Source organism: Bartonella sp. AP258QHHD, assembly GCF_042196145.1.
Classification (GTDB): Bacteria; Pseudomonadota; Alphaproteobacteria; order Rhizobiales; family Rhizobiaceae; genus Bartonella.
In genome coordinates this window covers 67,989-94,659 of record NZ_JBHIPR010000019.1, presented here as the reverse complement: position 1 = coordinate 94,659, position 26,671 = coordinate 67,989, and the positions used below count along the sequence as shown (strand labels likewise).

Here is a 26,671-nt window from a genome sequence, read left to right as displayed (position 1 = left end):
TACCCCTTTATTCAACCGTTTTACAAATAGTTTATCAAATGCCGACGACATTTATAATAATGAAAATCTTTGTTTTCCAAAATTGCTTTCTGCATTTCACTTGCAAGCTGCTCTTTATCTTTTTCAACAACCTCTTTCAGCGCCTTTACCTTCTCATTACCGAAGATAATTTTTAATTTTTCTTTTAACTTTTTTTCCTCAACAAGCTTCTCCCAAAAGATCAATCGGTTATCGCATTTCTCATTTGATGATTTCATCCACTCTTTAACGCCTAATTTGTAAGCTTCTTCAAATGTTGGATTCCCTTCAACAATGGAAAGCTTTTTTGCTCTATTTGTGTCATTCTCTTTACAAGTATTGATTACATCTCTAACTGTGACAGAATGGCAACCATTATCAAAGGCAACATAGCCTTTTTTCACTGTTTTAATAAGCTTCTTATAGTAAATGAAAGTTTCTCTTGCCTCCTTATAATCACTGGAAATATCACACAACAACAACAACACATTCTTTTTACAATATAATAATAAAGTACACTCACCAGACCAAGATTCCGAAAGCTTTAGCATTTTCTCTATCTCTTTGTGTTCTATACTTATAGATATGTGGTCCCACAAAGTATCTGTAAATTTTTTCTTTTCATCCTCCCCTGTAAAGTTTTCCTTTTGGTGCTGTTTGCATTCAGCTGTAATCATATCATCAAGAACATATAACCACCAATGAAGTAATAACATTGTAGGTTGACTCCGTTTTTTTCGTAAGAGGATCTACAAACTTTTGCAGAGTTATTCCATTCCTTCTCATTAATCGCACTGCTTTTATAAAAAATTTCCTAAAATACGAGGTATCCAAGAGACTACATATTTTTTTGTAATGTTCATAAGTAAGTTTTTTTCCAAGTGCTTGCTTGTACAATAAACGCACTTTGTGATCCCCTCGAACACAAATATCCTTTACCAATGGAAGCCGATCTCCACTGAATTTCATATCTTCCCTAGGATTTTTTATCCCCAGTACGTCTCTTTCCCATAGCCTTACTCCCTCATCCCATTGTTTCAACCATTCCTGCGATACTTTTTGAGTTTTTTTAACAAGCCTTTGTTCCCCTTGTGCAATAATATCTTTATGTCCAGCGCATTCTTGCTTTTTTTGCTCAAGTTGTTCAGTCAATTGAAGACACTTCTGTTCCCATTGTGCAATAATATCTTTATGTCCATCGCATTCTTGCTTTTTTTGCTCAAGTTGTTCAGTCAATTGAAGACACTTCTGTTCCCATTGTGCAATAATATCTTGATGTCCAGCGCATTCTTGCTCTTTTCGCTCAAGTTGGTCAGTCAATTGAAGACACTTCTGTTCCCATTGTGCAATAATATCTTGATGACCAGCGCAATCTTGCTCTTTTCGCTCAAGTTGGGCAGTCAATTGAAGACACTTCTGTTCCCATTGTGCTATAATATCTTGATGTCCAGCGCAATCTTGCTCTTTTCGCTCAAGTTCGTCAGTCAATTGAAGACACTTCTGTTCCCATTGTGCAATAATATCTTGATATCCAGCGCACTCTTGCGCTTTTTGCTCAAGTTGATCAGTCAATTGAAGACACTTATATGCCCCTTGTGCAATAATATCTTGATATCCAACGCACTCTTGCTTTTTTTTCTCAAGTTGTTCAGTCAATTGAAGACATTTCTGTTCCCCTTGAGCAATAATATCTTGATATCCAGCGCACTCTTGCTCTTTTTGCTCAAGTTGTTTAGTTAAATGCTTGTTCTGATAAATTGCCAATGCAAGCATTAAGCTTCCCCCACAACACACTATCATTGCCAAACCGAACAAAAAATCCACTGAGTATCCCGAATACCACGACTTCCCCATCCATATGATGCAGAAAATCATAACGCCGCATCTTACACTCCCACATTTTTTCCCCCATTTCCAAATGACCTTAATTATAGCTATTATGAAAGCTATTGCCAATTTTATGTCTTCTTCCATTCTTGCTCTCTTTTATTCCCACCAATATTTAACGCAGCTCTTTTATCGATCCCTCGATATTGTATCATTGTGTGTACATCTGATTTGAAAATCACTACATATTATATTTTAATAAAAACAATACACAAAATATAGATGTTTTTATTGGTAAAATAAAACAATTTGTATTTAATAATGCTGTTTTAATGATTTATGTACTTTAAAGAAAAGCCTTATAAGCCCTCAAAATGCATGATCCATGAAATATTGATTTTCAAAGTAATAAAAACCTTAACTCAACCAAACAGCAAAACAAACTGCGTGCTTTGTTCGCACTGTTTTATAACATCAATAAAAAGCGCCTCTGCCTATTTAGCAGTTCTTCTTTAAGTAGCCCAGCACCATCATACTCTTATGCCAGCGCCCCCCGTTGTGATAGCCCTTGAAACTTGAGACGATTCATAAAGAGGACTTATTCTTTCTAAAGTGTTTTATTCACGCGAGCTCTCTCTGCTTGCCACATACAAGAGACATGGTTTTGATTGATTTAATATAACTACATTTGGCATGAGAAAATCCTATGTTTTTCATGATCTTTCATGAAAAACAATGAGTTATCATTATAAATCAACGTGACAGTGCTGTTATGAAGAGAACTCTCCCCTTAATTATTCATAGAGATTAACGTGGCATCGTTTTACATTCTATACACAGAAGTGTCTTTATAAAAATGTCAGGCAGAAAAAAGAACAGCCCGTTAAAAAAGAAAAACACCTCAATGCTTGCTTTTCTTTTTTCCATGAGAGATTTAAATTGATAAGCCTGTCTGAAAAGAATACTGTTTATGCCCTTAAAGATACTGCTCTTGTATCAAGATCACTTACTCAGATGAAAATTGCAGTTGAGCCAAATGCGCATAAACATTATTTTTTATAATGAGTTGTGTGTTCCTTCTTCCACAAAAGCGCCTTTATCCATCACGAGAATACGATCTGCTTTTAAAATTGTTGCCAAACGATGTGCAATGACCAGGATTTAGGATTTTGCATCAATCCTTCTAAGGTATCTTGCACCAACTTTTCACTGTTTGCATCTAAAGCAAATCTTGCTTCATCAAGTGGCAACATTTTGATTTATAATAATAATTCATTGTCTTGTATGTTGAATGAGAATCCCGAATACCGTAAGATTCTCTCATTTCAAACCTGTTCCATGGTGAACCAATCAAAACCATGTCTTTTGCACGTACCAAGCGGAGAGAGCCCGCGTGAATAAAAAACTATTAAGAAAGAACTTAAAATGCCTATAATAAATTATCTCAAGTGCCAAGGGCTGTAGCAACATCCACGAGTTGGCAAATATAATGACGGTGCCAGCTTGCAACAAGAGGGCTGCATTTCTTAAAATCGCCAGTACAATACCAATGCGTTGTTTTTGCCCCCCAGAAAGCATAGTACCACGTTCTTCTACTTGCGTATCCAAGCCATCTGGTAAAGCTTGAATAAATTCAAATGCATTGGCAGCTTTAGAAGTGGCCAAAATTTCCTCTCCATGGGTATGTTCAGTTCCAAAAAAAGAAGAAAAGTTTGCAATTATTTTATTTCAAGTCTTTATACTCTAGGGAAGAAAGGATTTATGCATATATTCAAAATGATTTTTTAATTTAAAAAACGCAACCACAATGATTTATAAGTGTTTAAGACCCATCTGTTTATGTCGGATGCGTTTTTGAATTAATATTTAAAGTGCACTCTTTGATAGGATAAAAATCCATCCATTTGCAATCGATTTGTTTAAAACCTTTGTTCCCCATAAAAAGGAGGCTTTTACATGCCAATATTACCAAAACGATTTTTGAATTTAGAAAGACGACCACCACGATCTACGAGTGTTTGGGAGCCACCTGTCCATGCCGGATGCGTTCTTGGATCAATATCTAGATTAAGAGTATCGCCTTCTTTTCCCCAAGTAGAGCGCGTCGTATATTGGGTTCCATCCGTCATAACAACGGTAATTTTATGATAATTGGGGTGAATATTCGCTTTCATGCGTCAAACCTTTTGCGTTTATAGAATGAAATAGCACTTGCTTGTTTTTTTAAGTGCACTTCCTTTGTCTTTTTGATACATTGATTAAAGTATTTATTTCTATAACTGAGCACGCATCAAAAAACAAGTGTTCAAGATACATCATTGTATCAAGTGTTACAAATCCAATACAGTGAGCAAAATTTTATGACATTACGTTCTCGTTCAGAAAAATCGACAAAGTCTTCCCCTAAAAAATCTTCATTCTCTTCGCTTGCAATTTTTGTTCCTTATCTTTTGCGCTATCGTTGGTTGTTTATCTTTGCTTTTCTAGCGTTATCTGTTGCTGCTCTAGTCACATTAGCTTTGCCTGTGGCTATCCGCCAAATGTTTGATCATGGGTTTTCTACTTCAAGCCATGGACATATCAATTTTTACTTTGGAATTTTGTTTATCTTAGCCTTGTTTCTCGCATTTGCTTCAGCAGCCCGTTATTACTGTGTTATCACCTTGGGAGAACGGATTGTTGCCGATTTACGGCGTGATGTGTTTGTCCATATTATGAAACTTTCTCCTGCTTTTTTTGATCGATCACATTCAGGAGAGATTGTTTCAAGGCTTCTAACAGATACCACACAAATAAAATTAGCTGTGGGCTCTACCGCCTCTACCGCTTTGCGTCAGCTGATTATCGTGATCGGAGCCGTCGTAATGATGGTGATCACCAATGCTAAATTGTCTTTGTTGGTTTTAGCAGCTATTCCTGTTGTGGCCATTCCCTTAGTAGTCTTTGGACGTAAAGTTCGCTCTCGTACCCGCGCGGCGCAAGATCGTCTCGCAGATGCCAATGCTGTTGCTACAGAGCAGGTAAGTGCTATTCGCACTGTGCAAGCTTTTACCGCTGAAAAACGCGTTACAATACGTTTTTCACAATTGATAGAACGTGCTTTTCAAACAGCACGTGCTTCTGTAATCTTGCGCTCCTTTTTTACGGGGTTTGCAATTTTTTTGGTTTTTAGCAGTGTGGTTGCTGTTTTATGGATTGGATCGCGCGATGTTTTGAATGGAACGATGACAGGAGGGACATTAGGGCAATTTGTTCTTTATGCGGTTTTTGGAGCTTCTACTTTTGCGCAATTATCGGAACTTGGGGCAGAATTAATCCAAGCAGCAGGCGCTGCTGAACGGCTTGCCGAATTATTACAAGAACAACCTACTATTGTAGCACCTAAAAATCCTTTATCATTAGAGCAACCTATTCGAGGTGAACTTGTTTTTGATCAGGTTGATTTTACCTATCCTTCTAGACCACAAGAGAAGGTTTTACGCTCGCTTTCATTTTCTGTAAAAGCAGGCGAAACGGTTGCTTTTGTTGGGGCTTCTGGAGCAGGAAAAAGCAGCATTTTTTCTTTGATCCTTCGTTTTTATGATCCGACAAATGGAACAATTCGGTTGGATGGCATGGAAATTAATCGCCTTTCTTTACAAGATTTACGCAGTGCAATTTCCTATGTTCCACAAGATGTTGCCATTTTTGATGGAACATTGCGTGATAATATTATTTTTGGAACTGAAAATACCCATGAAGAGGAAATCCTTGCTGCCGCTAAAGCGGCTAATGCACTTGAATTTATTCAAGCTTTACCAGATGGCTTGGATACGCAAGTAGGAGAACGCGGTACCATGCTTTCTGGGGGACAAAAACAACGCATTGGTATTGCGCGGGCAATTTTAAGAAATGCACCCCTGTTGCTGCTTGATGAAGCAACATCTGCTTTAGATGCAAACAGTGAAAAGTTGGTGCAAGACGCCTTAGAAGGGTTGATGCAAAACCGCACAACCTTGGTCATTGCACATCGTTTGGCAACAATTTTAAAAGCAGATCGCATTCTTGTGATGGATAAAGGCGCCCTTGTGGAAGAAGGAACCCATGCCGAACTTGTGGCAAAAAATGGCGTTTATGCTTACCTCGCAAAATTGCAATTTTCACCCGAATAAGTAATCTTGATACAAGAGCAATATCTTTAAGGGCATAAACAGCACTTTTTTCAGACAGGCTTATCAATTTAAATCTCTCATGGAAAAAAGAAAAGCAAGCATTGAGATGTTTTTCTTTTTTAACGGGCTGTTCTTTTTTCTGCGCAAGATGGAGTATTTTTATAAAGACACTTCTGTGTACAGAATATAAAATAATACCCAGTTAAATCTCTATGGGCTATTAAGATGTGCAAGGAGTTCTCTTCATAACAGCACTGTCACGTTGATTTATAAGGACAATTCATTGTTTTTCATGAAAGATCATGAATACCATAGGATTTTCTCATGTCAAACCCTCATAGTGAGTCAAACAAAATCTCTTGGCTTGCTCATCACAAGCAGAGTTGGCGTGTGAAGTGAAACGGTACAAGAAAGGAATAAAATACCTCTCTTGCCCCTTTACGTTCTAAGGGCTGTCAAAACATTGGGGCGCTGACAAAAGAGTATACGCTGGCAAAGAGTATAATGGTGCTCGCTTGCTGAAACCCTTACGCGGCTCACTTGATAGGCTCTAGGGACACAAGCACTACCCTAAAGACTGACCACACTCTTTAAAAAACTGAATATAAAAATTTTTTCATGCCCTCTCTCACCGCTCTAAACAATAGTGTTTACCGAAAATCATGACAAATTGTAATTCACAAATACGCTTCTCTCTATTGCAAGAATATCCTTTTATTCTCTTTCAAACACACGAACACTTTTTGAATATTGTTTGCAGATCCGTCTTATTGAAAAAGAGCAAAGACTTTTTTAGCACTTTTGGGCTTCTTATAACTTTTGTATGAGCGCGTATAAGCAACAGCTTTTATAATAAACTGGCTTTTGGCAAAATTGTAAAATTTTATCAAATTTATTGTTTTTAAATATCACCACGACTACTGTTCTGCTCTTGCAGACACGCAACCTCAAAACACTTTCTCTTTGCTCATAAATTGTCTCTCCAGCTCTCTCTTTCAGGCATAGCCCATAAAAATAAGGATAGAGTACTTCGATTGAACACCATCTTCTCACCCCCTCCAAGCCCCATATATTTTACAGCTCTCAATTTTATAGCATCCCCTGTCGTGCTTTAAGAAGGCATTTTAACGATGATAAGAACATGTACAAAGAGGATATATCTTTAGGGTATTTATGTTTTAAAGCTTGCACGAAATCGTAATTTTTTTGTATAGCGAGTCAAGCATATGCAGAACTGACACCCTAACCATTTCAAACCATTCAGCTGTTTCAGGAACAGATAAGCCAAGTTCTACGATTATATCTTCAACCACGAATTCACCGAAGTACGGAGGATTTTCACCATTTTTTAGCGCTCCCTCTTCAGTGATCCTCTCGATAATTAACTCATTCAGCATCTATACCAGCAAAGCGAAATATTACGTGCTAATTTTCCTTTACATTCATTAGCCAAGCCCCCTCAAAATGACCTTTTAGTGAATAGAGCTAAAAGGATAAGTCTTCAAAACCATTTGGTAACTATATCAAGAGCACCTAAAATACGCCTTAGTTTCTAAGATAGGCAACTTCCCCCCTTTATCGTATCAGTCTTGTAGAACTTTAAACCCTTTACCTTCAAATCAAAAAATTATAATTGGATTATATTGCATAAAGATGCTTTTTCTCATTTTTCCATTTAACACACGATAAGTTACCATTTAGGCACGATGAGAAGCTTGCCCCTTATATCATGATTTCAGAACCACATGAGAAGAATAAAAGATGATGTGGCTTAATAAGAGAGTTTGTTCATAAGCCATTTGAGTGTCTTAAGGTCAAGGATGCCGTTAGGCGCACCGCCCTTGTAAAGGGTTGCCTTGAGGCTTAAGGACCCAAGGCTTGTTAGTCCCTTCATTAAAAGCGGGTTTGATGTTATGATTTTGGAGAGCGATTATTAAGAATTTGAGAGGCAGACAGCCTCTCATTTTTATTTGTATGCAAACGAATTGCACTCTATTTATTCAGGGAGAATAAGAACATACCCAGGAGGTGCTAAACGGAACAAGAGAGCGTCGTAACCCCACATAGCATACATGCAGCAAATAGAAAAAACGCCTTCACCAATTGCTAAGATTAATGTGAGCGATATACCGGCTTCATCTGCTGTTGCTTCGCGGCGTTGTAAGTAGTATCCGACAAAAAAGAAAAAGCACGCTAATCCACTCGCACCCGAAAAGAAGCTTAGTATGGCATGAACCGGTCCACGTATGTTGAACAGGATAAGAAAAATTGTGAAAGTAAATACTGCAAAGATCCCTTCGAATACCCCACGCACCATATTGCACAATTTTCGCATCATAATTGCAGAAAAGCTCTGTTCTGCGTATCGATTTTTTCTTTTGATGCTTGTATTCTTAGAAGATATACTGTTATTTTTAGAAGATATACCGTCCACAACTCCACCCCGTTTTAAGCCAAGATGCTATGAAGTTAGACATTTGTAATTATATCATCAAAAAATACAAGAAAAATTTATCCATTTTAACGAAAAAATAGGTGTTTTATTGAGGTGCAAATCTATTTTCTTTCGCAAGAGTTATTCAATTCGTTCGCCAATAGAAAAACTACCCCCATTGAAGAGGAAGCTATCCTGACGCAGAAAAGCTTCATAAGCTGTATTCCAATCCGCTCAGAAATCGCAACTCTCTAATCTACCCGCTTAATCCACCTTTGAAACTGCAATCAAATAAATTCTGCTGATGACAAGTAATGATAACATGAAAAAGAAAAAATATCATAATATCAAACTCTTCAATACAGTATGAGCTTTATGATTTTCACGCAAAAAGTAAGTACCCACCCATGAACGACACCATACTAAAGTGCTGTGCATTCACAAATTTCCTAGCATTGTCTCCCCTTCTCGAAATTGCACCTCTCCCGCAATTTTATCTCTCGATAGCACCCATTAAAGACTTTTAAAAGGTCCAAGGAAAAAACTCTCTGAGAAAGCTTTCAAGCCTAAAATGCCCCCGCCATTTTTATCATGATGAGGGCACAAAAAATCACGCAGAAATATGAAAAATCTCTCCGCATTTAAAAACAGAGCTTGTGCTTCAAGCGCACGCTTTTTCTTGTTCTTTTGTCCATTGTCCCAAAGCCGCAAGATGATTCATCCGAGCCCGATGACGAAATGCCTTCTGTGCAACAGCAATATTCTCATCTTTTCCTGCCCATGCTTTTAAGGCAGCTGCTTGCAATGCGCGTCCATAGGAAAAGGTCAATTTCCAAGGCAATACGCCCAAAGAATTCATAGCAGATAAATGCGCCGTTGCTTCCTGATCAGACTGCCCTCCAGAAAGAAAAGCAATTCCTGGAACAGCAGCAGGAACAGTTTGTTTAAGCACTTGGACGGTCTTTTCAGCAACTTCTTCAACAGAAGCCTTGCGTGCATCCTTTCCATCAATCACCATATTGGGCTTTAAAATCATCCCCTCCAAAAGAACACGAGCTTCAAACAATTCTTTAAAGACAGCCTGCAAAACAGTGCGTGTCACCTCAAAGCAGCGTGTAATTGAATGCCCACACGATGATCCATCCATCAACACTTCCGGCTCAACAATGGGCACAATATTGAACTCCTGACATAAGGCAGCATAGCGTGCAAGAGCTTGTGCATTTTGTCTTATGGCGCCTCTTGTTGGCAAAGTGTATTCATCAATAGCAATTACCGCACGCCATTTAGCAAAACGTGCTCCCAAAGCATAATAATCTTTTAGCCGCTCACGAAGACCATCCAACCCTTCGGTAATTGTTTCTTGGGGAAAAGCAGCCAAGGGTTTTGCACCGGTATCAACTTTAATCCCTGGCAAAGCGCCTGAATCCCGAATAAGATCCGTCAACATTTTCCCAGTTGATGCTTTTTGCCGAATGGTTTCATCAAATAAAATAACCCCAGAGATGGCGTTTTCCATCGCTTCTTTTGTACTAAAAAGCATTTCACGATAAGCACGGCGCTTATCTTCATTGGATTCAACACCAATGCTTTCAAAACGCTTTCCAATGGTCGCCGTACTTTCATCTGCCGCCAAAATACCTTTACCCGCATGCACCAAAGCAAGTGCAATATCTTCAAGCCGTTCATTCATAAAAAATTCCTCTTATTTTGTCTTAATTTCTAAAAATGCGCAACACTATCAAAACACTCTACACGACCGTATAGTTTTTCTTTAACCTTCCCCTTCAAAGAAGCCCTTTAAGCCTGCATAAGGGCAAGAATACCAGGAAGAACCTTACCTTCCATCCATTCCAAAAAAGCTCCTCCAGCAGTTGAGAGATAAGTAAAATCATTGGCAACACCGGCATGATTAAGGGCAAAAACCGTATCGCCCCCTCCCGCAATTGAAACCAACTTTCCCGTCAAACTACGTTCTGCTGCATGGCGTGCAACGGCAATGGTTCCCTTATCAAAGGGAGGCATCTCAAAAACACCAAGGGGTCCATTCCACACAAGAGTAGCAGCTTCATCTATCGCAGCATTGATATGCGCAATAGAGCGCGTCCCAATATCCAATATCATGCCATCTTGTGGAATATCTTCAATGTCATAAAGACGATGCGGTGCATCTTTTTCAAAACGAAATCCCACAACAGCATCCTGAGGGAGCAGAAGCGTACAGTGACACTCTCGCGCTTTTTTAATAATTTTTTTTTATCGTTTCCATCAATGCATGTTCACACAGTGATTTCCCTACATGGATACCTTGCGCAGCTAAAAAACTGTTAGCCATCCCCCCACCAATAATTAAGGAGTCAACTTTTTCCACCAAATGATTGAGCACAAAAAGCTTACTAGAAACCTTTGCTCCTCCCACAAGGGCAACCACAGGACGTGCTGGATTGCCAAGTCCTTTTTCTAATGCCTGCAATTCACCTTGCAAAGAGCGTCCTGCATAAGAAGGCAACAAATGCGTTATTCCCTCCACCGAAGCATGGGCACGATGAGAAACTGAAAAAGCATCATTGACATAGAGATCTCCATTATGAGCCAAAGCTTCTGCAAAAGAACAATCATTCTTTTCTTCACCAGCATAAAAACGAACATTTTCAAGCAGTAAAACACCACCATTTTGTAATGACTCAACTGCAACCTGAACCGCCGAACCGATACAGTCAGGAGCAAAAGCAACCGGCTGATTAATGATCTTTTCCAGCACTTGCACAACAGGACGGAGTGAAAACTCTTGCTCTACCTTTCCTTTGGGGCGACCACAATGAGAAAGCAGAATAAGTTTAGCACCACGCTTTTGTAGCTCAACGAGTGTCTCTTTATGTCGTACAAGACGCGTCTCATCGCATACCTTACCTTGCGCCATAGGAACATTAAAATCTACGCGCACCAGAACACGTTTACCCAAAACATCAACATCATCAAGTGTACGAAACCCCATCACTGCTTCCTCTTCACTTTCCATTGTTTCAAATAAAAACGCATCCAACAACCCTGCCCACTTTTCTTTCCACTTATCCCCCCTCTTTGCTTTTACAAGAGATCCACGACAGCCCATCTCTCACCCTCTGTTTGAAAAGCCAAAGCTTTTATCGTCAAATGTACAAAAGCCCACCATTGCTCTTAATCTTCATATTCCATTGTGGCAAACAAATGCATTGGCTCAACTTGATCTCTATTAAAGCTTCCTTTTACTTCTAGGAAAAAGAGTTTACATCTCCTGTTTTCTAACGTTTTCTCAAAGGGTATCTCGTTCAGATCTTACTTTTTAAAGTTTACTCTTTCATTCATCTTTTAAAAGCACGTATTGACACAGTATTAAAACAAAATACATCATCAATGTTTCAATAGCCTCTTCTCTCTAGCGCATGAGAACAACAGCCTCTATCTGTTTTTCTCAAAATTGCACAAAAATGAGACTTTTCCCTATAAAAAGAGGACCCTGAGGTCCTCTTATATTGTCTTAGCAAAAGCCACTGCCGTATCACTCATACGGTTAGAAAAGCCCCATTCATTATCATACCAAACCAGAACGCGACAGAGCTTACCATCAATCACTTTGGTTTGATCATTGTGGAAAATAGCTGAATGAGGATTATGATTAAAATCACAACTCACGAGTTTCTCTTCTGTAGTGTCCAAAACGCCCTTCAAAGAACCTTGTGCAGCAGTAGCAATAGCTGTATTAATTTCTTCGATTGTTGTGGAACGCTTAGCGATAAATGTCAAATCAACCACAGAAACATTAGGGGTCGGAACACGAATCGATACACCATCAAGCAATCCCTTTAATTCTGGTAAGACCAATCCCACAGCTTTTGCCGCTCCTGTTGAGGTAGGAATCATAGAAAGAGCTGCCGCACGTGCACGATAAAGGTCCCGATGCATTGTATCCAATACAGGTTGATCACCCGTATAAGAATGGATTGTTGTCATAAAGCCCTTTTCAATGCCGACCGTATTGTGTAAAACTTGTGCAACAGGCGCCAAACAATTGGTTGTACAAGAAGCATTTGAAACAACGCGATGCTCGCTGCTTAAAGATTGATGATTAACCCCATAGACAACCGTAAGATCTGCTCCTTCAGAAGGCGCAGAAATAAGAACACGCTTTGCCCCCGCATCTAAATGAGCACTTGCTTTATCACGCGCAGTAAAAATGCCCGTACATTCCAAAGCAATATCGATATCCAAATCTTTCCAAGGCAATTGAGCAGGATCACGCTCTGCGCATACCTTTATTAAACCACCTCCCACATCAATAGCATCCCCTACCACCTTAACGATCCCAGGGAAACGCCCATGAACTGAATCATAGCGTAATAAATGGGCATTTGTTTCCACCGATCCCAAATCATTAATTGCAACCACTTCAATATCTTGTCGTCCACTTTCCACAAGCGCACGTAAAATATTGCGACCAATACGACCAAACCCATTAATTGCAACACGAACTGTCATTTCACATGTTTCCTCATCAATTTTTAAAAGCACAACATTTAAAACACAATAAATGGGTATTTCACCAATCCAAAATCATTAATTCCCACAATGTCAATATCTTGATCACTCACTCACTTATCCACAATAATGCACAAGATCATCCACAGCACTGCACAGAATATGATGCCCTACAATCACCCCATTCATGACAACACAAGCTGTCACTTTGTCTTTTCCTCTTTGATCTTTTCCAGCTCTTTTTCAACGGTGGCAACGACATTTTCCCAAGTAATACCAAAATGCGCATAAAGGGCATCAATTGTTCCACTTGCCCCAAAGCCCTCCATACCAATAAACACACCATCACAGCCAATAAAACGATCCCATCCTTGGGCGACAGCAGCTTCAATGGCAATTTTAATTGGTGCATCTCCAATGAGAGCACGCTGATAGGAGAGAGATTGTTGAGAAAAAAGTTCAAAACAAGGCACAGAAACCACACGCGTTGGGATGCCTTTTTCTTCTAACACCGTATGTGCCTCCACTGCAATTTGCAATTCTGAACCAGAAGCAAACAGAGTCACTTGAGCATCATCGCTAGCTGTTAGGAATTCATAAGCACCGAGCATACAGAGATTTTCTTCTTCATATTCTTGACGCAAAAGCGGTAGATTTTGTCGACTTAAAGCCAAGGTAGAAGGCGTCCCGCGTGCTTTCAAAGCCAATTGCCAACACTCGACTGTCTCCATAGCATCAGCAGGGCGGAACACAAGATGATTAGGCATTGCACGCAGGCAAGCCAAATGCTCTACGGGTTGATGGGTCGGACCATCCTCACCAAGACCAATAGAATCATGAGTCATGACATAAATCACCCGCAACCCCATGAGAGAAGACAAACGCATAGCAGGACGCATATAATCAGAAAAGCATAAAAAGGTTCCCCCATAAGGAATAAAGCCGCCATAAAGGGCAAGACCATTCATCACAGCTCCCATTGCATGTTCGCGAATTCCATAATGCAGATAGCGCCCTGAAAAATCTTCAGCAGAGATACTTTTCATCTGGCTACTTTTTGTATTATTAGATCCGGTTAAATCAGCCGAACCACCAATAGTCTCAACAACGACTTCATTGATCACTTCAAGAGCCATTTCCGAAGCTTTACGCGTAGCAACAACGGGGCGCTCTTCAACCAATTTCTGTTTATAAGTATCAATAGCGCCATCAAATCCGCCCACGAGATCGCCCCGCATCAATCTTTCAAACTCCACACGCTCTGAGACAGGAAGATCAGCAAATTTTTCTTCCCATTTTTGGCGTTTTTTAGCAGCATTGAGACTAGCCAAGCGCCAATTATCGAGAATATCGGCTGGAATAACGAAAGGCTCAGCATCCCACCCTAACGCGATACGGGTTTCAGTGATTTCTCGTGCGCCCAAAGGGGCTCCGTGAACTTTATTGGTACCCGCTTTATTGGGTGCTCCAAAGCCAATTGTTGTTTTACAAGCGATCAAAGTTGGTTTATCGGAATTTTGTGCCGCCTCAATAGCCCGCGCAATTGCTGCTTGATCATGCCCATTGACTTTATGTGTCTCCCAACCAGATGCCTTAAAACGCGCAATCTGATCTGTACTGTCAGCAAGGGAAATCTCTCCATCGATAGAAATATTATTATCGTCCCACAACACAATAAGCTTATTGAGTTTCAAATGACCAGCAAGGGAAAGTGCTTCTTGAGATATCCCTTCCATAAGGCATCCATCGCCCACCAACGCATAAGTGTAATGGTTGATAAGATCACCAAAACGAGCATTTTGCAAACGCTCTCCAAGAGCCATCCCCACAGCATTAGCCAACCCTTGTCCAAGAGGACCAGTCGTTGTTTCGATTCCTGCCACATGCCCATATTCTGGATGCCCAGCAAGCTTTGCTCCTAATTGGCGAAAATTTTTGAGATCTTCAATGCCAATATCTTCATAACCAGAAAGATACAAGAGAGCATAAAGCAACATAGACCCATGTCCTGCTGATAACACAAAACGATCACGGTTAGGCCAGCGAGGTTTTTTGGGGTCATGAGCAAGGAATCTTGTATAAAGAACCGTAGCAATATCGGCTGCTCCCATTGGCAAGCCCGGATGACCAGAATTTGCTTTTTCAATCGCATCAATAGCAAGAAAACGGATAGCATTGGCCATCTGATTCTGTTGGTGGGTGTTTGTCATGAATACTCGACCATTTCGTTAAATACGTTATTCTGTTGCTTTTTCCGTATTCTCTTAAAATTCTCAAGAAATACTATTTTCTAACCATTAGCGTGAGACTTTTTGCCACCACTTCAATAATATTAATAACATTCCCCTCACGCGTTCTGTATATCCATGTCATTTATGCCAATACGCGCAAAAAATCCAGCTTTTAATTTATATCTATCCCCTGCTTTGCTTGCTAAAATATCCTACATACTTAAAAATAAAATGCACACAACACAAGAGTGAAAGTGATTCGTTTTTGCATAACACATTGATAAAGGATACAATTACCCAAAGGATAAAAGCAATGAACCAAGAGACTACAGTTCTACAAGATGCTTTAGAGCACCTAGAAAAGGCACTTAGAACTTTAGAGATCACCATAATAAACCGCAATGCCGTTATTGATAAAAATAACGAATGGGAAGAAGAAATCCAACGAATGAATGCTGACCGCTGCCATCTTGCCCAAGCGCTTGACAAAGCTGAAGCCCAAATTGAACGCTTAGAGTCCGTAAACAAAGAAGTTTCCAAACGTCTTATTAAAGCAATGGAAACAATTCGTGTTGTCATTGATAGATAAAGGTTTGAATGTATGGAAACTGTTTCCGTTACCATTGATGGTAAAGTTTATCGCATGGCTTGTGACAAAGGACAAGAACGTCGTCTTATTGCGCTTGCTGCTCAATTGGATCAATATATCACACATTTAAAGAACAATTTTGGTGAAATTGGCGACCATCGTTTATCGGTTATGGCTGGCATAATGATTATTGATGAAATGGAAGAAATAAAACGAGAAAATAAAAAATTACAAGAAGACTACAATACTCTTTTACGACTCCACAACGAAAGAGACCGCACCATGGGGAAAATTATGCGTGACACCACACAACGCATTGAAAATCTCACAAACCAATTGCTCAAAGATGATCAAAACCGCACAAACCTTCAAGAACAAGAACAGGAACAGGAAGATTTCTAAAAAGTACATCAGCGCATAATAAACCAGAGATTTGACTTGTCCGCCACATCTCACAGGATAAAAATTCTTAAACCCACACCAGTGTGTAAACAGTCTGGTTTTTTATAGGAAGGATTCCAGCTACTCACGACTTATGGGATTAACTTAAACCTCAACAAGAAAGCCCTACCCTGAATATTTCACCTCCGCACAAACGCTTCCTACATCAAGGAGACTGCCTTATATCACCACATTTCAAATGAGATGTCTTTTAACCGCGCAATAAGATAACAAAATCAACATCATTGTAAAAAAATCATATAAATGACAACAGCAACAAACAAATAAAGCACCCTTCGAAAAAAAGAGCTATATTCATGTTCCCTATGAATGCATGCCCAAAAATCCTTGCCCCTTAGATAATATCAAGCAGATTCAATATATATTAAAAAATAACCTTATCTATTATACCGTAAAACACCGCTATTTGATACTATAAGCACCATGGAGTCTTTGCACCTGAGATGTCCATCCGATGAAACCCACCGAAAAGAACCGTATCATTTATAAACCAGCGTGAATTAAGTATTTTCATCTTTTAGAGCAGGAAAAAAGTCAAACCCGAAGAGTATGTTAATCTCATACAACCTCAAACATCATAAACAACAATAATAGCTCTTGAAAACATCCTCTACCGCTATTTTTATCCTTATAACAAATAATCCATATTTCTCTCCCCACCCCTCAAAATCTCCAAGCTTAATAAAAGAAAGAGCAAGTCGGCATCATCATTATAGTCAGACCTCAATATTGCGATAGCCCCCTTGGCTCGTAAAACGATTCATAAGAGGGACGCCTTTCTTGTACAGCTTTTTCCCATAAAACCCACCCGCTTGTGATGCACAAACAAAGAGTTATGATTAACAAAACATAAATAAATTTAAGAAAATCTTACGGAATTCGGGGTTCTAATTCAAGTTTAATAACGATAAATTATCATTATAAATCAATATGTTGCAAATGCTTCGACAAAGCATATTTTAAAAACACATTCACCCATCACTTTTTCTCATAACATACCAGTACGATTTTTTAGGCACATAATTTTAATTTTATTCAATTCTGTTTGCAAAAGTTTAAAATGGGAAAAATTTCAAGGCTCTTATCCAAAAAGCGAAAGAATGAACTCTCATTATCAATAAACATCTCGCTCGTATAAACATCAATAAAGCAATCCCCAATCTGTCTCAATGAAATAAAAGGGGGGCTCCCATTAAATGCCTACCGTAAAAGCAGTTTCCTCAGAACTAAAACAAAATCAACAGACAACATCACCGCATCTGCTTCCATCCCCAAACTGGACGACCTAATGCAACACCTTGCTATCTTACGATAGGAGATAAAAGAATAATGGGTCTATGGAGGCATTCACAAGAAGCGCACACCCGTTGTTTTTAAAGCCTGTTCAAAGGCGCATGAAAAAACACCATGCGTAAACGGCTCAAATCCCTTTCGTTCCATCTTGAGAGACAGAAGCAATACGCAAGAGATTTGTCGCACCGGGCGTTCCAAGAGGAACACCGGCTGTTACAAGGAAACGATCCCCTCCTTGGCAAAAGCCTTCCTGAAATGCAATGGCTGCTGCTCGATCAACCATATCTTCTAAATTGCGAGCATCTTGCGTGACCACACAATGAAGCCCCCAAACGAGAGCCAAACGCCTTGCTGTTTCCACAATGGGCGATAAAGCAATAATCGGTCTATTAGGGCGTTCACGAGAGGCGCGCACCCCCGTTGTTCCTGAAGCCGTATAGGCAACGATAGCGGATAGAGCAAGTGTTTCAGCAATCTGACGCGCAGCAAGAGAAATCGCATCCGTTCCTGTTGATTCTGGTGCTGGATGTTGTGCTCCAACCTGAGCGGCATAAGTGTGATCCTGTTCGATTTGTCGCGCGATTCGGTCCATCATAAGCACAGCTTCTTCAGGATAACGACCAGAAGCAGATTCAGCAGACAACATCACCGCATCTGTTCCTGCATAAACTGCTGTAGCAACATCCGACACTTCTGCGCGTGTGGGAACAGGAGATGTGATCATTGATTCGAGCATTTGTGTTGCCACCACAACCGGTTTTCCAGCTAAACGACAAGCTTTTATCAACTCCATCTGAAGTGCAGGGACCTTTTCCAGAGGCATTTCCACACCGAGATCACCCCGTGCAATCATAATACCATCGGAAATTTCAATAATCTTCTCTATATGCTCCAAGGCTTGAGGCTTTTCGATTTTAGCCATCAAAGACACCTTACTTTTCGTCAACTGACGCACCGCCATAATATCTTCTGGACGTTGAATAAAAGAAAGAGCAACCCAATCAACAGGCTGCTGTAAAAGAGCCTGAAGATCCTCCTTATCTTTTGACGTCATCGAATCAAAAGGCAAAATTGTATCGGGAAAACTGACACCCTTTCGATCAGAAATACGGGTACCAGCAACCACGCGACACTGTACAAAGTGATCATCACAAACTTGCGCACGCAGTTCCACCCTTCCATCATCAATCAACAACCGGTCCCCTGGTTTAACAGCCGAAAATACATCCTCATGAGGGAAAAAAACACGCTGTGCATCACCAAGAACATCGCGATTATCTAATGTAAAGCTTTGCCCAACACGCAAATCTTCTTGCCCCTTAGCAAAACGTCCCACACGCAGTTTTGGCCCCTGAAGATCCACCAAAATACCTATGGGACGTCGAACTGTTTTTTCAACTTCTCGTATAGACTTGACCAAATCACCCAGCATATCACGATCAGTATGGCTCATATTAAGACGAAAAACGTCTGCCCCTGCCCTAAAAAGCTTTTCAATCATCAAACGAGAAAAAGAAGAAGGACCAAGAGTCGCAATAATTTTTACTTTACGTGCACGTTTCACGGTGGAGAATTTCCTGAAAGAGAAGGTATAACTGAATTGTTTAACAAAGACTCATCCGTCAACTGTACCATCCAACTGGTTTGATTTCCGGTATCGATCTCTTTAAATTCAGCCTTTTGATATCCTCGAGGGAAACAATCATGAACCCCTTGAATGGTAAATTGGCTATCTTGTACACACATAGTCACAGAGCCTGCCCAGTTCCCTTGTTTTTGTGCCCCTTCCGCATAAAAATAATAAAACCGTGAAGCAAGAGGCCCCTCAATTAAAGTTTTACATTCCGTCACTGGTACCGTCCACCAGCCTTCGCTCACCCACCCTGAAAATGTACGATATCCAAGAGCAACCCCTACAGACTGTTGGGTTGTATTACAAACTCTAAAGTCAGCTTTTGCAAAAACAACAAGGGGAAACAAGAGCAAAATGCTCAAGAGAAAAACTTTTAATCCTTTCTGAAACACCCAATATCGCTTTTTTAAAATCACAAAACTTCCTCTATAATGCCAAATTCTCAAAACAAATTACACATTTCTTTTTTTTTAAAGCTTTTCAAATCTAAAACGTATATTTTTATATTTTTCTTTTTATAGCCCTTTTATCAATGCATATATCTTAAAAATTTTACAAAATATTTAAAGTCAATTTGTAAAAAAGCTGTGTAGCTTGATTTACTTTTTATTTTCAAGCTTTTTTAACATAAATTCGTCGTCGAAAAACAACTTAAAATATATAACTTGGAGAAAAATACAATGAACGATACAGTAACCGATCAAACACACGCTATATCCGTAAACCAATTACGCTCTTTTATCGAACGTATTGAACGGCTAGAAGAAGAGAAAAAAACCATTTCTGATGATATTAAAGACGTTTACACTGAACTTAAAGGCTCTGGTTTCGATAGTAAAGCTGTTCGAAGCATTATACGGCTGCGTAAAAAAGAAGAACATGAACGAATGGAAGAAGAAGCAATCATTGAGCTTTATAAAAATGCGCTTGGTATGAATTAAAACCATTGATAACATTGGAAATTTTCTTAAGAAAAGAAAATACAAAAAACAAATGGCAAAAAATAAATGAATGTATAAAATTTTACCCAATAATAAGCAGTTTGTGTAACTTGTAACGAGACTATCGGTCACAGAATACACAATATTGCAACAGCCCTCACATTTAAAAGGATTTATACAGAGAATTTTTATTCTTATTCTTCAATCATTGTTTATCCACATAAACCCTCACTTGTATGCCAACCCAGTTTGTGATGTGCAAGAGAGGTGTTTTTTATGATTAAACATCAATAAATTTGAAGTGAGAAAGTCTTCCGATATTGAGGACTCTCTTCAAATTGAAAAAAATGAATTATGATGATAAATCAATTTATTATCTACGAAAAGAAACATATGAAAGCGGTCAGCAGTTGAAACCCGCTAAACGAGAGTCTGAACCGTTTACAAAAGAAGAGGTGGTTAAGGATCTTCGTCTTTTAGGATAGGGAAAAGTGCAGCATATTTACACATTTGATAAAAAGACCCTTATCAAAACTTTATTCGAATCTATTAACGGACTCATAAAGATCATTGATTCGAGAGGTTAGAATGTGATCTCTCCATTTTCCAGAAATCATCAAATAGTCTTTGGCATAGCCTTCTTTTTCAAAATGAAGGCGTTTTAATAAACGTTCGCTTTTTATGTTCTCAGGTCTATAATTTGCCATCACTCTATGCAGATGATAAACATGAAAGATATGGCGTATTAGAGCCGATAAACTCTCAAACATGAGACCTTTGCCTTGTTGTTTTTCATCAAGAGAAAAACCAAGATGACAGGCTTGAAAAACACCCCGAACCACATTTGTAAAATTCACAACACCGATGACTGTGTTTTCATTTTTTAATCGTACAGCATATCGGTATGCTTGTCCCTGTGCGCTTTCATAAGCAAATGCATTGGCTCGTGTTTCCCAAGCTGTTAGGCTGTGGTAACCATCAGATCTAACAGGTTCAAAAGGACGCAGATGATTCGCATTACGGAGGAAATAAGAAGACAGTTCAGCTGCATCTTCTAAACCGATCAATGTGGAAATTGTTCGCTTTGTTTTAATTGCCATCATTTTCTCCTCCTAGACAATGTCACAATAACACGTTGATTTATCTTAACAAATCATCATTTTTAAACTCAAATCATAATGTCGAATACAGTAAGCTTTTCTCATCACAACACTTCTTACGTTAGAATCAATGAGGATCTTTTGCTTTTCCGTCATAAGTGGGGGTGGTATGTTTAAAGCATAAGGTAAAGACAGGGGAATATTTCTTATGAATGCTCTCAAGTTCTAAGGGGCGCTGTAGCAACATTGGGGACTGGCAAAGTATGCAAGGGAATTGGCGTACTTCCATATACGAAATTTTGAAAAAACTTACGGCAAAGATAGTTTTGTTTCTTTGCCTTGTAAGCTCAGAGCATGCTTGTTTTGCGCTACCATATCACTGCTCCCCCGTATACAAATCCCAATGACCATCGCCTTGAGATGCTATATGTTACAGTGCAATCTAAAAAGTCTCTGCCATAACTCGTCAACAACACTGTTCCCGCTAAATCAGCGACAAACTCTTGTAACAAATTAAAGAAAAGCGATGATGCAATACAAATCTTTTAAAGTTTTTTAGATATTACCGTGAACGCGCTTCCATTTCTTCGCGTAAAATTTCAAGTTCTAACCATTCTTCTTCTTTTTGTGTGCAAGTATTTTTCTTTTTTGCCAACGTTGTTGATAAACGTTCAAAACGCTCTTTATCACTGCGATAAAGGGCTGGATCAGAGAGTTCTTGCTCAATTTTTTTGATTTCGTCCTGTAAAACAGCAATTTCTTCAGGCAATTTTTCCAATGCATAAACCTGCTTATAAGACAATTTACCTCGTGTTTTTTTCTCCCGCCCTATCAAGCGATCATCTGTTGATGTGTCCTGCTTTGAAAGCTCTCCCGCATGAGATTTTGAAGGTGCTTTACGTTGCGATAATTCTGTTCTTTTGCGTTGTAAGCGAAGAGCATGCTGGTTTTGCGCCATCATATCACTATAGCCGCCCGCATACAAAACCCAATGACCATCACCTTGAGGTGCCAACATATGCGTTACAGTACGATCTAAAAAGTCTCTGTCATGGCTGACCAACAATACTGTCCCCGCAAAATCAGCAATAAATTCTTGCAACAAATCCAAAGTTTCCATATCCAAATCATTGGTCGGTTCATCAAGAATCAAAAAGTTTGCAGGACGAGAAAGAAGTCGTGCAAGCATGAGGCGTGCTCTTTCTCCCCCAGAAAATTCTTTAAGGGGAGTGCGTGCTTGTTCCGGTGAAAATAAAAAGTCTTTCATATAAGAAACCACATGCCGCTCCAACCCATTGATCACAAGAGTATCACCTCTTCCCCCCGTTAAATAATGCGCTAAAGTTTCTTCTTCATTTAAAATACGTTGCTGATCAAGCAATGCCATAGAGAGGTTATAGCCATGCCTCACCGTTCCACTATCCACGGCTTCTTGCCCAATTAATGCAGAAAGGAGCGTTGTCTTTCCGATTCCATTGGGTCCTACCAAACCGATTCGATCACCCCGCTGAATGCGCAAAGAGAAATCTTTCACGATAATGCGATCACCATAGGATTTTGAAATTTTCTTTGCTTCAAGCACCAATTGCCCAGAATCATGACTTTTTGCTGCTGTCAAAAGTGCATTTCCTGGCTGCCCTTTATAGGTTTGATGACGCTGTCTTAAGTCTTTTAATTCGCCTAAGCGCCGTACATTACGCTTACGCCGTGCGCTCACGCCATAACGCAACCATTGCTCTTCACGAGCAATTTGGCGCCCCAATTTATGCTGTTCGATGGCTTCTTCTTCCAGTGCTTTATCACGCCAATTTTCAAACTCAGAAAAACGCTTTTCCAGTCTTTTGGTTGTGCCACGATCAAGCCATACCGTTGACCGCGTAACATTTTCTAAAAATCGCCGATCATGGGAAATCACCACAATCGCTGAACGCAAAGAAGCCAAAACAGCTTCCAGCCATTCAATGGTTGGTAAATCAAGATGATTGGTTGGTTCATCTAAGAACAAAATATCGGGTTTTGCAGCAATGGCCCGTAACAATGAAACACGCCGCTTTTCGCCTCCCGAAAGCGTTTCCAATTTTTCCGTCCCAGAAAACCCTAAATTTGTGCGAAGCGTATTAATCCACTGAACATCAGATATATCATCCAGCCCCGCTTCCATATAAGCATTAATATCTTCAAATCCTGAACAATCCGGATTTTGTGAGACATAACGGAGCGTTACTCGCGGGTGGCGAAAAATTTCGCCACCATGAGGTTCTAATATTCCTGCGGCAATTTTTAATAAGGTTGATTTTCCACAACCATTACGGCCAACCAACGCAATACGCGCCCCCTGCTCAACCGATAAAGAAGCTTGATTGAGCAAAGGCGTTTTTCCAAAATTTAAGAAAATGCGGTCAAGCCGCAGAAGCGGCACCGCCATTAACGAACGCGGCGCGGACAAGGTGCTTGATACATCACCCCTCTTGCATCACGGTAAGCACACAATTGCCGTACAGGAACTCTTTGTCTACAAGGTGCTTGGTAAACATGCCCTCTACGACCACGATACGTGCACAATTGTGATGCCTGTCTTTGTTGTTTTCTTTGATTTGCAGCTGCACCTGTTACTGTTCCAGCCAAAGCACCAAATGCTGCACCGGTAAGTGCTGCTCCAGGCGTACTTCCAGCAATAGCAGTTCCAGCCAAAGCACCGATTGCTGCTCCTCCTACGCCGTAACGTGCAACGCGTTCATCATTTGTAGTACAAGCGACTGAACTGAAACCAATGGCTGCAACAACGGCCACTTTAAAAATTGATTTTAACATATCAAAACCTTTCCTTCTCAAGATCAATACATATATCGTTTATGTCGGCACTTCATCACTAGGCCCCCCCCTGCCTTATTCAAAATATATTGGAAGAGCTTTATGGAATAGGTACAGACACTAGCAATATAGCTTTTCCAGAACCTAAATGGCAAGAAAAGGTTCCACAAATACGGTTAGAAAGTGTTAAAGAAGAGCCAAATGACACATTTTTGTCACAAATTGGCCATTTTACTCCCTTAAGCGTTAAACCTTTTAAATCAGAAAAACCGATAAGACTAAACAAACACCCTTTAGGCAAATCATATGAACAAGGCTTTGGCAAAACCGGCCAACCTTCTTCCAAACCGCTTGTCAACAACACTGAAATACCCCTTTCAGCCATCATCAACGCTTGCGTCATATGAGAAAGGCTATGATCACTTCGCTCCCCTCCCAAAGCACCGCATAAAATAAGCTTTTTAGCACCCTTTTGCAGCGCTCTTTCACATGCCAGAGCACTATCTGTCATATCTTTATCAGAGGGAAAAACTTCACGCGGAACATGATTATATTGGCGGATTAAATTCTCATCTGATGAATCAAAATCTCCTAACCACAACTCAGGCGTTACATTAAGCGTTGCCGCATGACGCATACCACCATCCGCAGCAATCACCCGACTGTTTTGAATTTGATTAAGCAAACGATCAGTGATATGAACATCCCCATTTAATAATATCGTAAATGTTGTCATGCCATACTTTGCCTTTCACAAAATTTTCTTTACAGTGCATCTTTTTATAAGTGAGAGTCATTTTTTATAAACAAAAAGCATGATATAGCCAAACGAATCCTTATCCCTAATGCCTTTCTTAAAGAAACATACGATACAAAGATACAAATGCAATTTGCCAAATTACTCCGCAGAAATAATGTGCACCATGGTCCAACGCACCCCATTTTTCACCGCAATTTTCTTTTTCGCTCTTGCCTGTATAAAGCAACTTTCATAAGTCTAACGTTTCTCCTTTCGGCTTGTCATACACCACTTTCTCAAAATGATAGGCTTTCTTCCACTTCTTCTAAAACGATCAAACGTACCAACAACCACAATATCTATGTCACATTAAGCGCTCTGCAACACCCACGTATTTTGCAAATGTATGGTGGCGCTTATCATGATGCAAAACTTGAACACCTTTTAGCAAAGATTGTCCGTAAACTGGCAGTTGCATCACATAGTTCTCATCAAAGCTATTCTGTAACAATTTTAAACTCAGAAACTATCAATGCTTTTGCGCTCCCCAACGGCTCGATCTACATCACTCGTGGTATGCTGGCATTAGCCAATGATTCTTCAGAAGTTGCAGCCATTTTAGCCCATGAGATAGCACATATCAGAGCCAATCATGGCATTTTACGCCTGCAAAAAGAAGCCCAATTAAAGATGACCAATCACATGTCTTCACGTCTTCTTTCTTCTATTGGCAAAAAACTTCATAACCCTATGCAAAACAAGCAACAACTCGCGCAATTTTCCCGCAATCAAGAGCTGGAAGCTGACTCCCTTGCGCTCGAAATGCTCCAACAATCAGGATATGATCCTTTTGCTTCACCACGCTTTCTTCAAACAATGGAAGCCTATAGTGCTTTTCGTAATATCTCTGGCACCCAAAATGCCTCTCTAGATTTTTTAGCCTCCCACCCAACTACCCCTCAACGCATTCGGCTTGCGATAGAAAAAGCGCGTAAAATCAGTAAAGGGAATAGTAAAATATCCGATCATGATTCTTTTCTCAAAAGCATTGATGGCATAATTTTTGGAGGAGGCTTTTATACAGGTTTTGTACGAGGCAACCAATTTATTCACCCACAATTGCGCATAGCTTTTTCTGTTCCAAACAATTTTACAATAGAACATTCAGCACACACTGTTTGGGCCAGTGGACCAGATAAAATTGCGATTCGTTTTGATGCTATTCCACATCCTGCTGAAATATCTGCGAGTGATTATTTGAAAAGCGGCTGGATTATCGGTCTAGATCAATCATCTATCCGCCCCATCACAATTCAAGGGCTCCCCAATCAAGAATTTATGCGCCAAGAATCCCAAAGCCAAAGTTTACTTGGAGCGCGGGCCTATGCTACCAATGATCAATGGCAATTTGATGTGGTTGTCATTCCATTCAACAACCACATCTTTCGTTTTTTGACGGCCGCTCCATATAATTCTCGAAATTTTGCAGAGGTTGCCCAAAAAACGCTACAAAGCTTTCATTCTCTTTCATCTTCACAGTTAAAAAAATTGCAGCCCTTAAAAATCCGTGTTGTCCGTGTTAAACAAGGAGAAACCGTTGCCAATCTTGCAGATAAAATGCAATACACACCATATAAAGAAAAACTCTTTCGCATCCTCAACGCCCTCTCACCAACGCAAACTTTACCCGCAGGTACAAAAGTGAAAATTATTACAGAATAAGCCTTTCTTCTCATCCGTTACAGTTTTGATTCTTTTCTGCCTGTATCACGCCCTCCCCCTTAAAGCATATTCGAAAATAAAGAGGAACACTTTAAAATCCAACTTCATCATGCCTTTATAGGTCTCCGTTTGATATATATATTTCCTCCAACTAACAGCCCCCTATCTTCCTCTGTTTATCAGTAGCGCCCCCAAGGAGGCATAT

The 26,671-nt window shown here is 39.8% G+C and carries 21 protein-coding genes and 2 pseudogenes; 5 read left to right on the top strand and 18 right to left on the bottom strand.

The window, feature by feature from the left end; genetic code table 11:
- Window positions 1-20: 20 nt before the first annotated feature.
- The 6 genes and pseudogenes from ACFIMM_RS02785 to rpmE all read right to left on the bottom strand — a co-directional run bounded on the left by ACFIMM_RS02785 (window position 21) and on the right by rpmE (window position 4,019).
- Entirely contained in the window at window positions 21-695 is a 675-nt protein-coding gene (locus tag ACFIMM_RS02785; protein WP_375692600.1) for a hypothetical protein, read from the bottom strand.
- Window positions 696-699: 4 nt separating this feature from the next.
- Window positions 700-1,791, bottom strand: a complete 1,092-nt coding sequence (locus ACFIMM_RS02780) for a hypothetical protein (RefSeq protein ID WP_375692599.1) — start codon at window positions 1,789-1,791, stop codon at window positions 700-702.
- Window positions 1,751-1,918 carry a hypothetical protein gene (locus tag ACFIMM_RS02775; protein WP_273790483.1) on the bottom strand — a complete coding sequence of 56 codons (168 nt, stop codon included), beginning with the start codon at window positions 1,916-1,918 and terminating at the stop codon, window positions 1,751-1,753. The genes ACFIMM_RS02780 and ACFIMM_RS02775 overlap by 41 nt, the downstream gene beginning before the upstream one ends.
- A gap of 933 nt (window positions 1,919-2,851) precedes the next feature.
- A pseudogene (locus ACFIMM_RS02770) lies at window positions 2,852-3,098 on the bottom strand (ABC transporter); the annotation flags it as partial.
- Window positions 3,099-3,195: 97 nt separating this feature from the next.
- Window positions 3,196-3,510 carry a hypothetical protein gene (locus tag ACFIMM_RS02765; protein ID WP_375638269.1) on the bottom strand — a complete coding sequence of 105 codons (315 nt, stop codon included), beginning with the start codon at window positions 3,508-3,510 and terminating at the stop codon, window positions 3,196-3,198.
- A 287-nt stretch (window positions 3,511-3,797) separates the two neighbouring features.
- Window positions 3,798-4,019 carry a 50S ribosomal protein L31 gene (rpmE, locus tag ACFIMM_RS02760; RefSeq protein WP_005774581.1) on the bottom strand — a complete coding sequence of 74 codons (222 nt, stop codon included), beginning with the start codon at window positions 4,017-4,019 and terminating at the stop codon, window positions 3,798-3,800.
- Window positions 4,020-4,205: 186 nt separating this feature from the next.
- Between rpmE and ACFIMM_RS02755 the strand changes: the two genes are divergently transcribed.
- A complete protein-coding gene (locus tag ACFIMM_RS02755; RefSeq protein ID WP_375682645.1) occupies window positions 4,206-5,996 on the top strand; it encodes an ABC transporter transmembrane domain-containing protein in 1,791 nt (596 codons plus the stop codon).
- 1,178 nt (window positions 5,997-7,174) lie between these two features.
- On the opposite strand, the gene ACFIMM_RS02750 is transcribed toward ACFIMM_RS02755, so the two are convergent.
- The 6 genes and pseudogenes from ACFIMM_RS02750 to tkt all read right to left on the bottom strand — a co-directional run bounded on the left by ACFIMM_RS02750 (window position 7,175) and on the right by tkt (window position 15,155).
- The gene (locus ACFIMM_RS02750) at window positions 7,175-7,393 is read right to left on the bottom strand and encodes a hypothetical protein (protein WP_375668277.1); all 219 of its coding nucleotides are present in this window, start codon (window positions 7,391-7,393) and stop codon (window positions 7,175-7,177) included.
- A gap of 599 nt (window positions 7,394-7,992) precedes the next feature.
- A complete protein-coding gene (locus ACFIMM_RS02745) occupies window positions 7,993-8,430 on the bottom strand; it encodes a hypothetical protein (RefSeq protein ID WP_375611741.1) in 438 nt (145 codons plus the stop codon).
- Between the two features lie 661 nt (window positions 8,431-9,091).
- Window positions 9,092-10,123: a class I fructose-bisphosphate aldolase gene (locus ACFIMM_RS02740; protein WP_375632062.1), complete on the bottom strand. Its 1,032-nt coding sequence runs from the start codon at window positions 10,121-10,123 to the stop codon at window positions 9,092-9,094.
- A 107-nt stretch (window positions 10,124-10,230) separates the two neighbouring features.
- A pseudogene (locus ACFIMM_RS02735) lies at window positions 10,231-11,425 on the bottom strand (phosphoglycerate kinase).
- 512 nt (window positions 11,426-11,937) lie between these two features.
- On the bottom strand, window positions 11,938-12,945 hold the full coding sequence (gene gap / locus ACFIMM_RS02730) for a type I glyceraldehyde-3-phosphate dehydrogenase (RefSeq protein ID WP_375613190.1): 1,008 nt from the start codon (window positions 12,943-12,945) through the stop codon (window positions 11,938-11,940).
- 203 nt (window positions 12,946-13,148) lie between these two features.
- A complete protein-coding gene (gene tkt / locus ACFIMM_RS02725; protein ID WP_375674808.1) occupies window positions 13,149-15,155 on the bottom strand; it encodes a transketolase in 2,007 nt (668 codons plus the stop codon).
- 334 nt (window positions 15,156-15,489) lie between these two features.
- Here tkt and ACFIMM_RS02720 point away from each other — a divergent pair, with 334 nt between their 5' ends.
- A complete protein-coding gene (locus tag ACFIMM_RS02720; RefSeq protein ID WP_375682646.1) occupies window positions 15,490-15,765 on the top strand; it encodes a DUF4164 domain-containing protein in 276 nt (91 codons plus the stop codon).
- A 12-nt stretch (window positions 15,766-15,777) separates the two neighbouring features.
- Complete coding sequence (locus tag ACFIMM_RS02715; RefSeq protein ID WP_375613188.1) at window positions 15,778-16,167, top strand: cell division protein ZapA; 390 nt, start codon at window positions 15,778-15,780, stop codon at window positions 16,165-16,167.
- A gap of 1,480 nt (window positions 16,168-17,647) precedes the next feature.
- On the opposite strand, the gene pyk is transcribed toward ACFIMM_RS02715, so the two are convergent.
- Together pyk and ACFIMM_RS02705 are read right to left on the bottom strand one after the other, a co-directional pair.
- Window positions 17,648-19,084: a pyruvate kinase gene (pyk, locus tag ACFIMM_RS02710; protein ID WP_375628685.1), complete on the bottom strand. Its 1,437-nt coding sequence runs from the start codon at window positions 19,082-19,084 to the stop codon at window positions 17,648-17,650.
- Window positions 19,081-19,569, bottom strand: a complete 489-nt coding sequence (locus tag ACFIMM_RS02705; RefSeq protein WP_375692598.1) for a DUF1036 domain-containing protein — start codon at window positions 19,567-19,569, stop codon at window positions 19,081-19,083. Before ACFIMM_RS02705 ends, pyk begins: the two co-directional genes overlap by 4 nt.
- Before the next feature lie 264 nt (window positions 19,570-19,833).
- Here ACFIMM_RS02705 and ACFIMM_RS02700 point away from each other — a divergent pair, with 264 nt between their 5' ends.
- Window positions 19,834-20,094: a DUF2312 domain-containing protein gene (locus tag ACFIMM_RS02700; RefSeq protein WP_005774567.1), complete on the top strand. Its 261-nt coding sequence runs from the start codon at window positions 19,834-19,836 to the stop codon at window positions 20,092-20,094.
- Between the two features lie 536 nt (window positions 20,095-20,630).
- Here the strand turns inward: ACFIMM_RS02700 and rimJ are convergent.
- The 4 genes from rimJ to ACFIMM_RS02680 all read right to left on the bottom strand — a co-directional run bounded on the left by rimJ (window position 20,631) and on the right by ACFIMM_RS02680 (window position 24,741).
- Window positions 20,631-21,194, bottom strand: coding sequence for a ribosomal protein S5-alanine N-acetyltransferase (gene rimJ / locus ACFIMM_RS02695; protein WP_375628687.1), 564 nt, complete (start codon window positions 21,192-21,194; stop codon window positions 20,631-20,633).
- A 562-nt stretch (window positions 21,195-21,756) separates the two neighbouring features.
- Window positions 21,757-23,619, bottom strand: a complete 1,863-nt coding sequence (locus ACFIMM_RS02690; protein WP_375682661.1) for an ABC-F family ATP-binding cassette domain-containing protein — start codon at window positions 23,617-23,619, stop codon at window positions 21,757-21,759.
- Window positions 23,619-24,005 (bottom strand): hypothetical protein, encoded by a 387-nt coding sequence (locus ACFIMM_RS02685; protein WP_375645924.1) that lies wholly within the window; start codon window positions 24,003-24,005, stop codon window positions 23,619-23,621. Before ACFIMM_RS02685 ends, ACFIMM_RS02690 begins: the two co-directional genes overlap by 1 nt.
- Window positions 24,006-24,105: 100 nt before the next feature.
- Window positions 24,106-24,741 (bottom strand): thiamine diphosphokinase, encoded by a 636-nt coding sequence (locus tag ACFIMM_RS02680; protein WP_375613185.1) that lies wholly within the window; start codon window positions 24,739-24,741, stop codon window positions 24,106-24,108.
- 147 nt (window positions 24,742-24,888) lie between these two features.
- Here ACFIMM_RS02680 and ACFIMM_RS02675 point away from each other — a divergent pair, with 147 nt between their 5' ends.
- A complete protein-coding gene (locus ACFIMM_RS02675; RefSeq protein WP_375613184.1) occupies window positions 24,889-26,466 on the top strand; it encodes a M48 family metalloprotease in 1,578 nt (525 codons plus the stop codon).
- Window positions 26,467-26,671 lie beyond the last annotated feature (205 nt).

Excerpts from the sequence above, each read along its gene's own strand:
- ACFIMM_RS02785 (WP_375692600.1), bottom strand. The coding sequence starts at position 695 with ATGATTACAGCTGAATGCAAACAGCACCAAAAGGAAAACTTTACAGGG.
- ACFIMM_RS02780 (WP_375692599.1), bottom strand. The coding sequence starts at position 1,791 with ATGCTTGCATTGGCAATTTATCAGAACAAGCATTTAACTAAACAACTT.
- ACFIMM_RS02775 (WP_273790483.1), bottom strand. The coding sequence starts at position 1,918 with ATGTGGGAGTGTAAGATGCGGCGTTATGATTTTCTGCATCATATGGAT.
- rpmE (WP_005774581.1), bottom strand. The coding sequence starts at position 4,019 with ATGAAAGCGAATATTCACCCCAATTATCATAAAATTACCGTTGTTATG.
- ACFIMM_RS02755 (WP_375682645.1), top strand. The coding sequence starts at position 4,206 with ATGACATTACGTTCTCGTTCAGAAAAATCGACAAAGTCTTCCCCTAAA.
- ACFIMM_RS02750 (WP_375668277.1), bottom strand. The coding sequence starts at position 7,393 with ATGCTGAATGAGTTAATTATCGAGAGGATCACTGAAGAGGGAGCGCTA.
- ACFIMM_RS02740 (WP_375632062.1), bottom strand. The coding sequence starts at position 10,123 with ATGAATGAACGGCTTGAAGATATTGCACTTGCTTTGGTGCATGCGGGT.
- gap (WP_375613190.1), bottom strand. The coding sequence starts at position 12,945 with ATGACAGTTCGTGTTGCAATTAATGGGTTTGGTCGTATTGGTCGCAAT.
- tkt (WP_375674808.1), bottom strand. The coding sequence starts at position 15,155 with ATGACAAACACCCACCAACAGAATCAGATGGCCAATGCTATCCGTTTT.
- ACFIMM_RS02720 (WP_375682646.1), top strand. The coding sequence starts at position 15,490 with ATGAACCAAGAGACTACAGTTCTACAAGATGCTTTAGAGCACCTAGAA.
- ACFIMM_RS02715 (WP_375613188.1), top strand. The coding sequence starts at position 15,778 with ATGGAAACTGTTTCCGTTACCATTGATGGTAAAGTTTATCGCATGGCT.
- ACFIMM_RS02700 (WP_005774567.1), top strand. The coding sequence starts at position 19,834 with ATGAACGATACAGTAACCGATCAAACACACGCTATATCCGTAAACCAA.
- rimJ (WP_375628687.1), bottom strand. The coding sequence starts at position 21,194 with ATGGCAATTAAAACAAAGCGAACAATTTCCACATTGATCGGTTTAGAA.
- ACFIMM_RS02690 (WP_375682661.1), bottom strand. The coding sequence starts at position 23,619 with ATGGCGGTGCCGCTTCTGCGGCTTGACCGCATTTTCTTAAATTTTGGA.
- ACFIMM_RS02685 (WP_375645924.1), bottom strand. The coding sequence starts at position 24,005 with ATGTTAAAATCAATTTTTAAAGTGGCCGTTGTTGCAGCCATTGGTTTC.
- ACFIMM_RS02680 (WP_375613185.1), bottom strand. The coding sequence starts at position 24,741 with ATGACAACATTTACGATATTATTAAATGGGGATGTTCATATCACTGAT.
- ACFIMM_RS02675 (WP_375613184.1), top strand. The coding sequence starts at position 24,889 with ATGCAATTTGCCAAATTACTCCGCAGAAATAATGTGCACCATGGTCCA.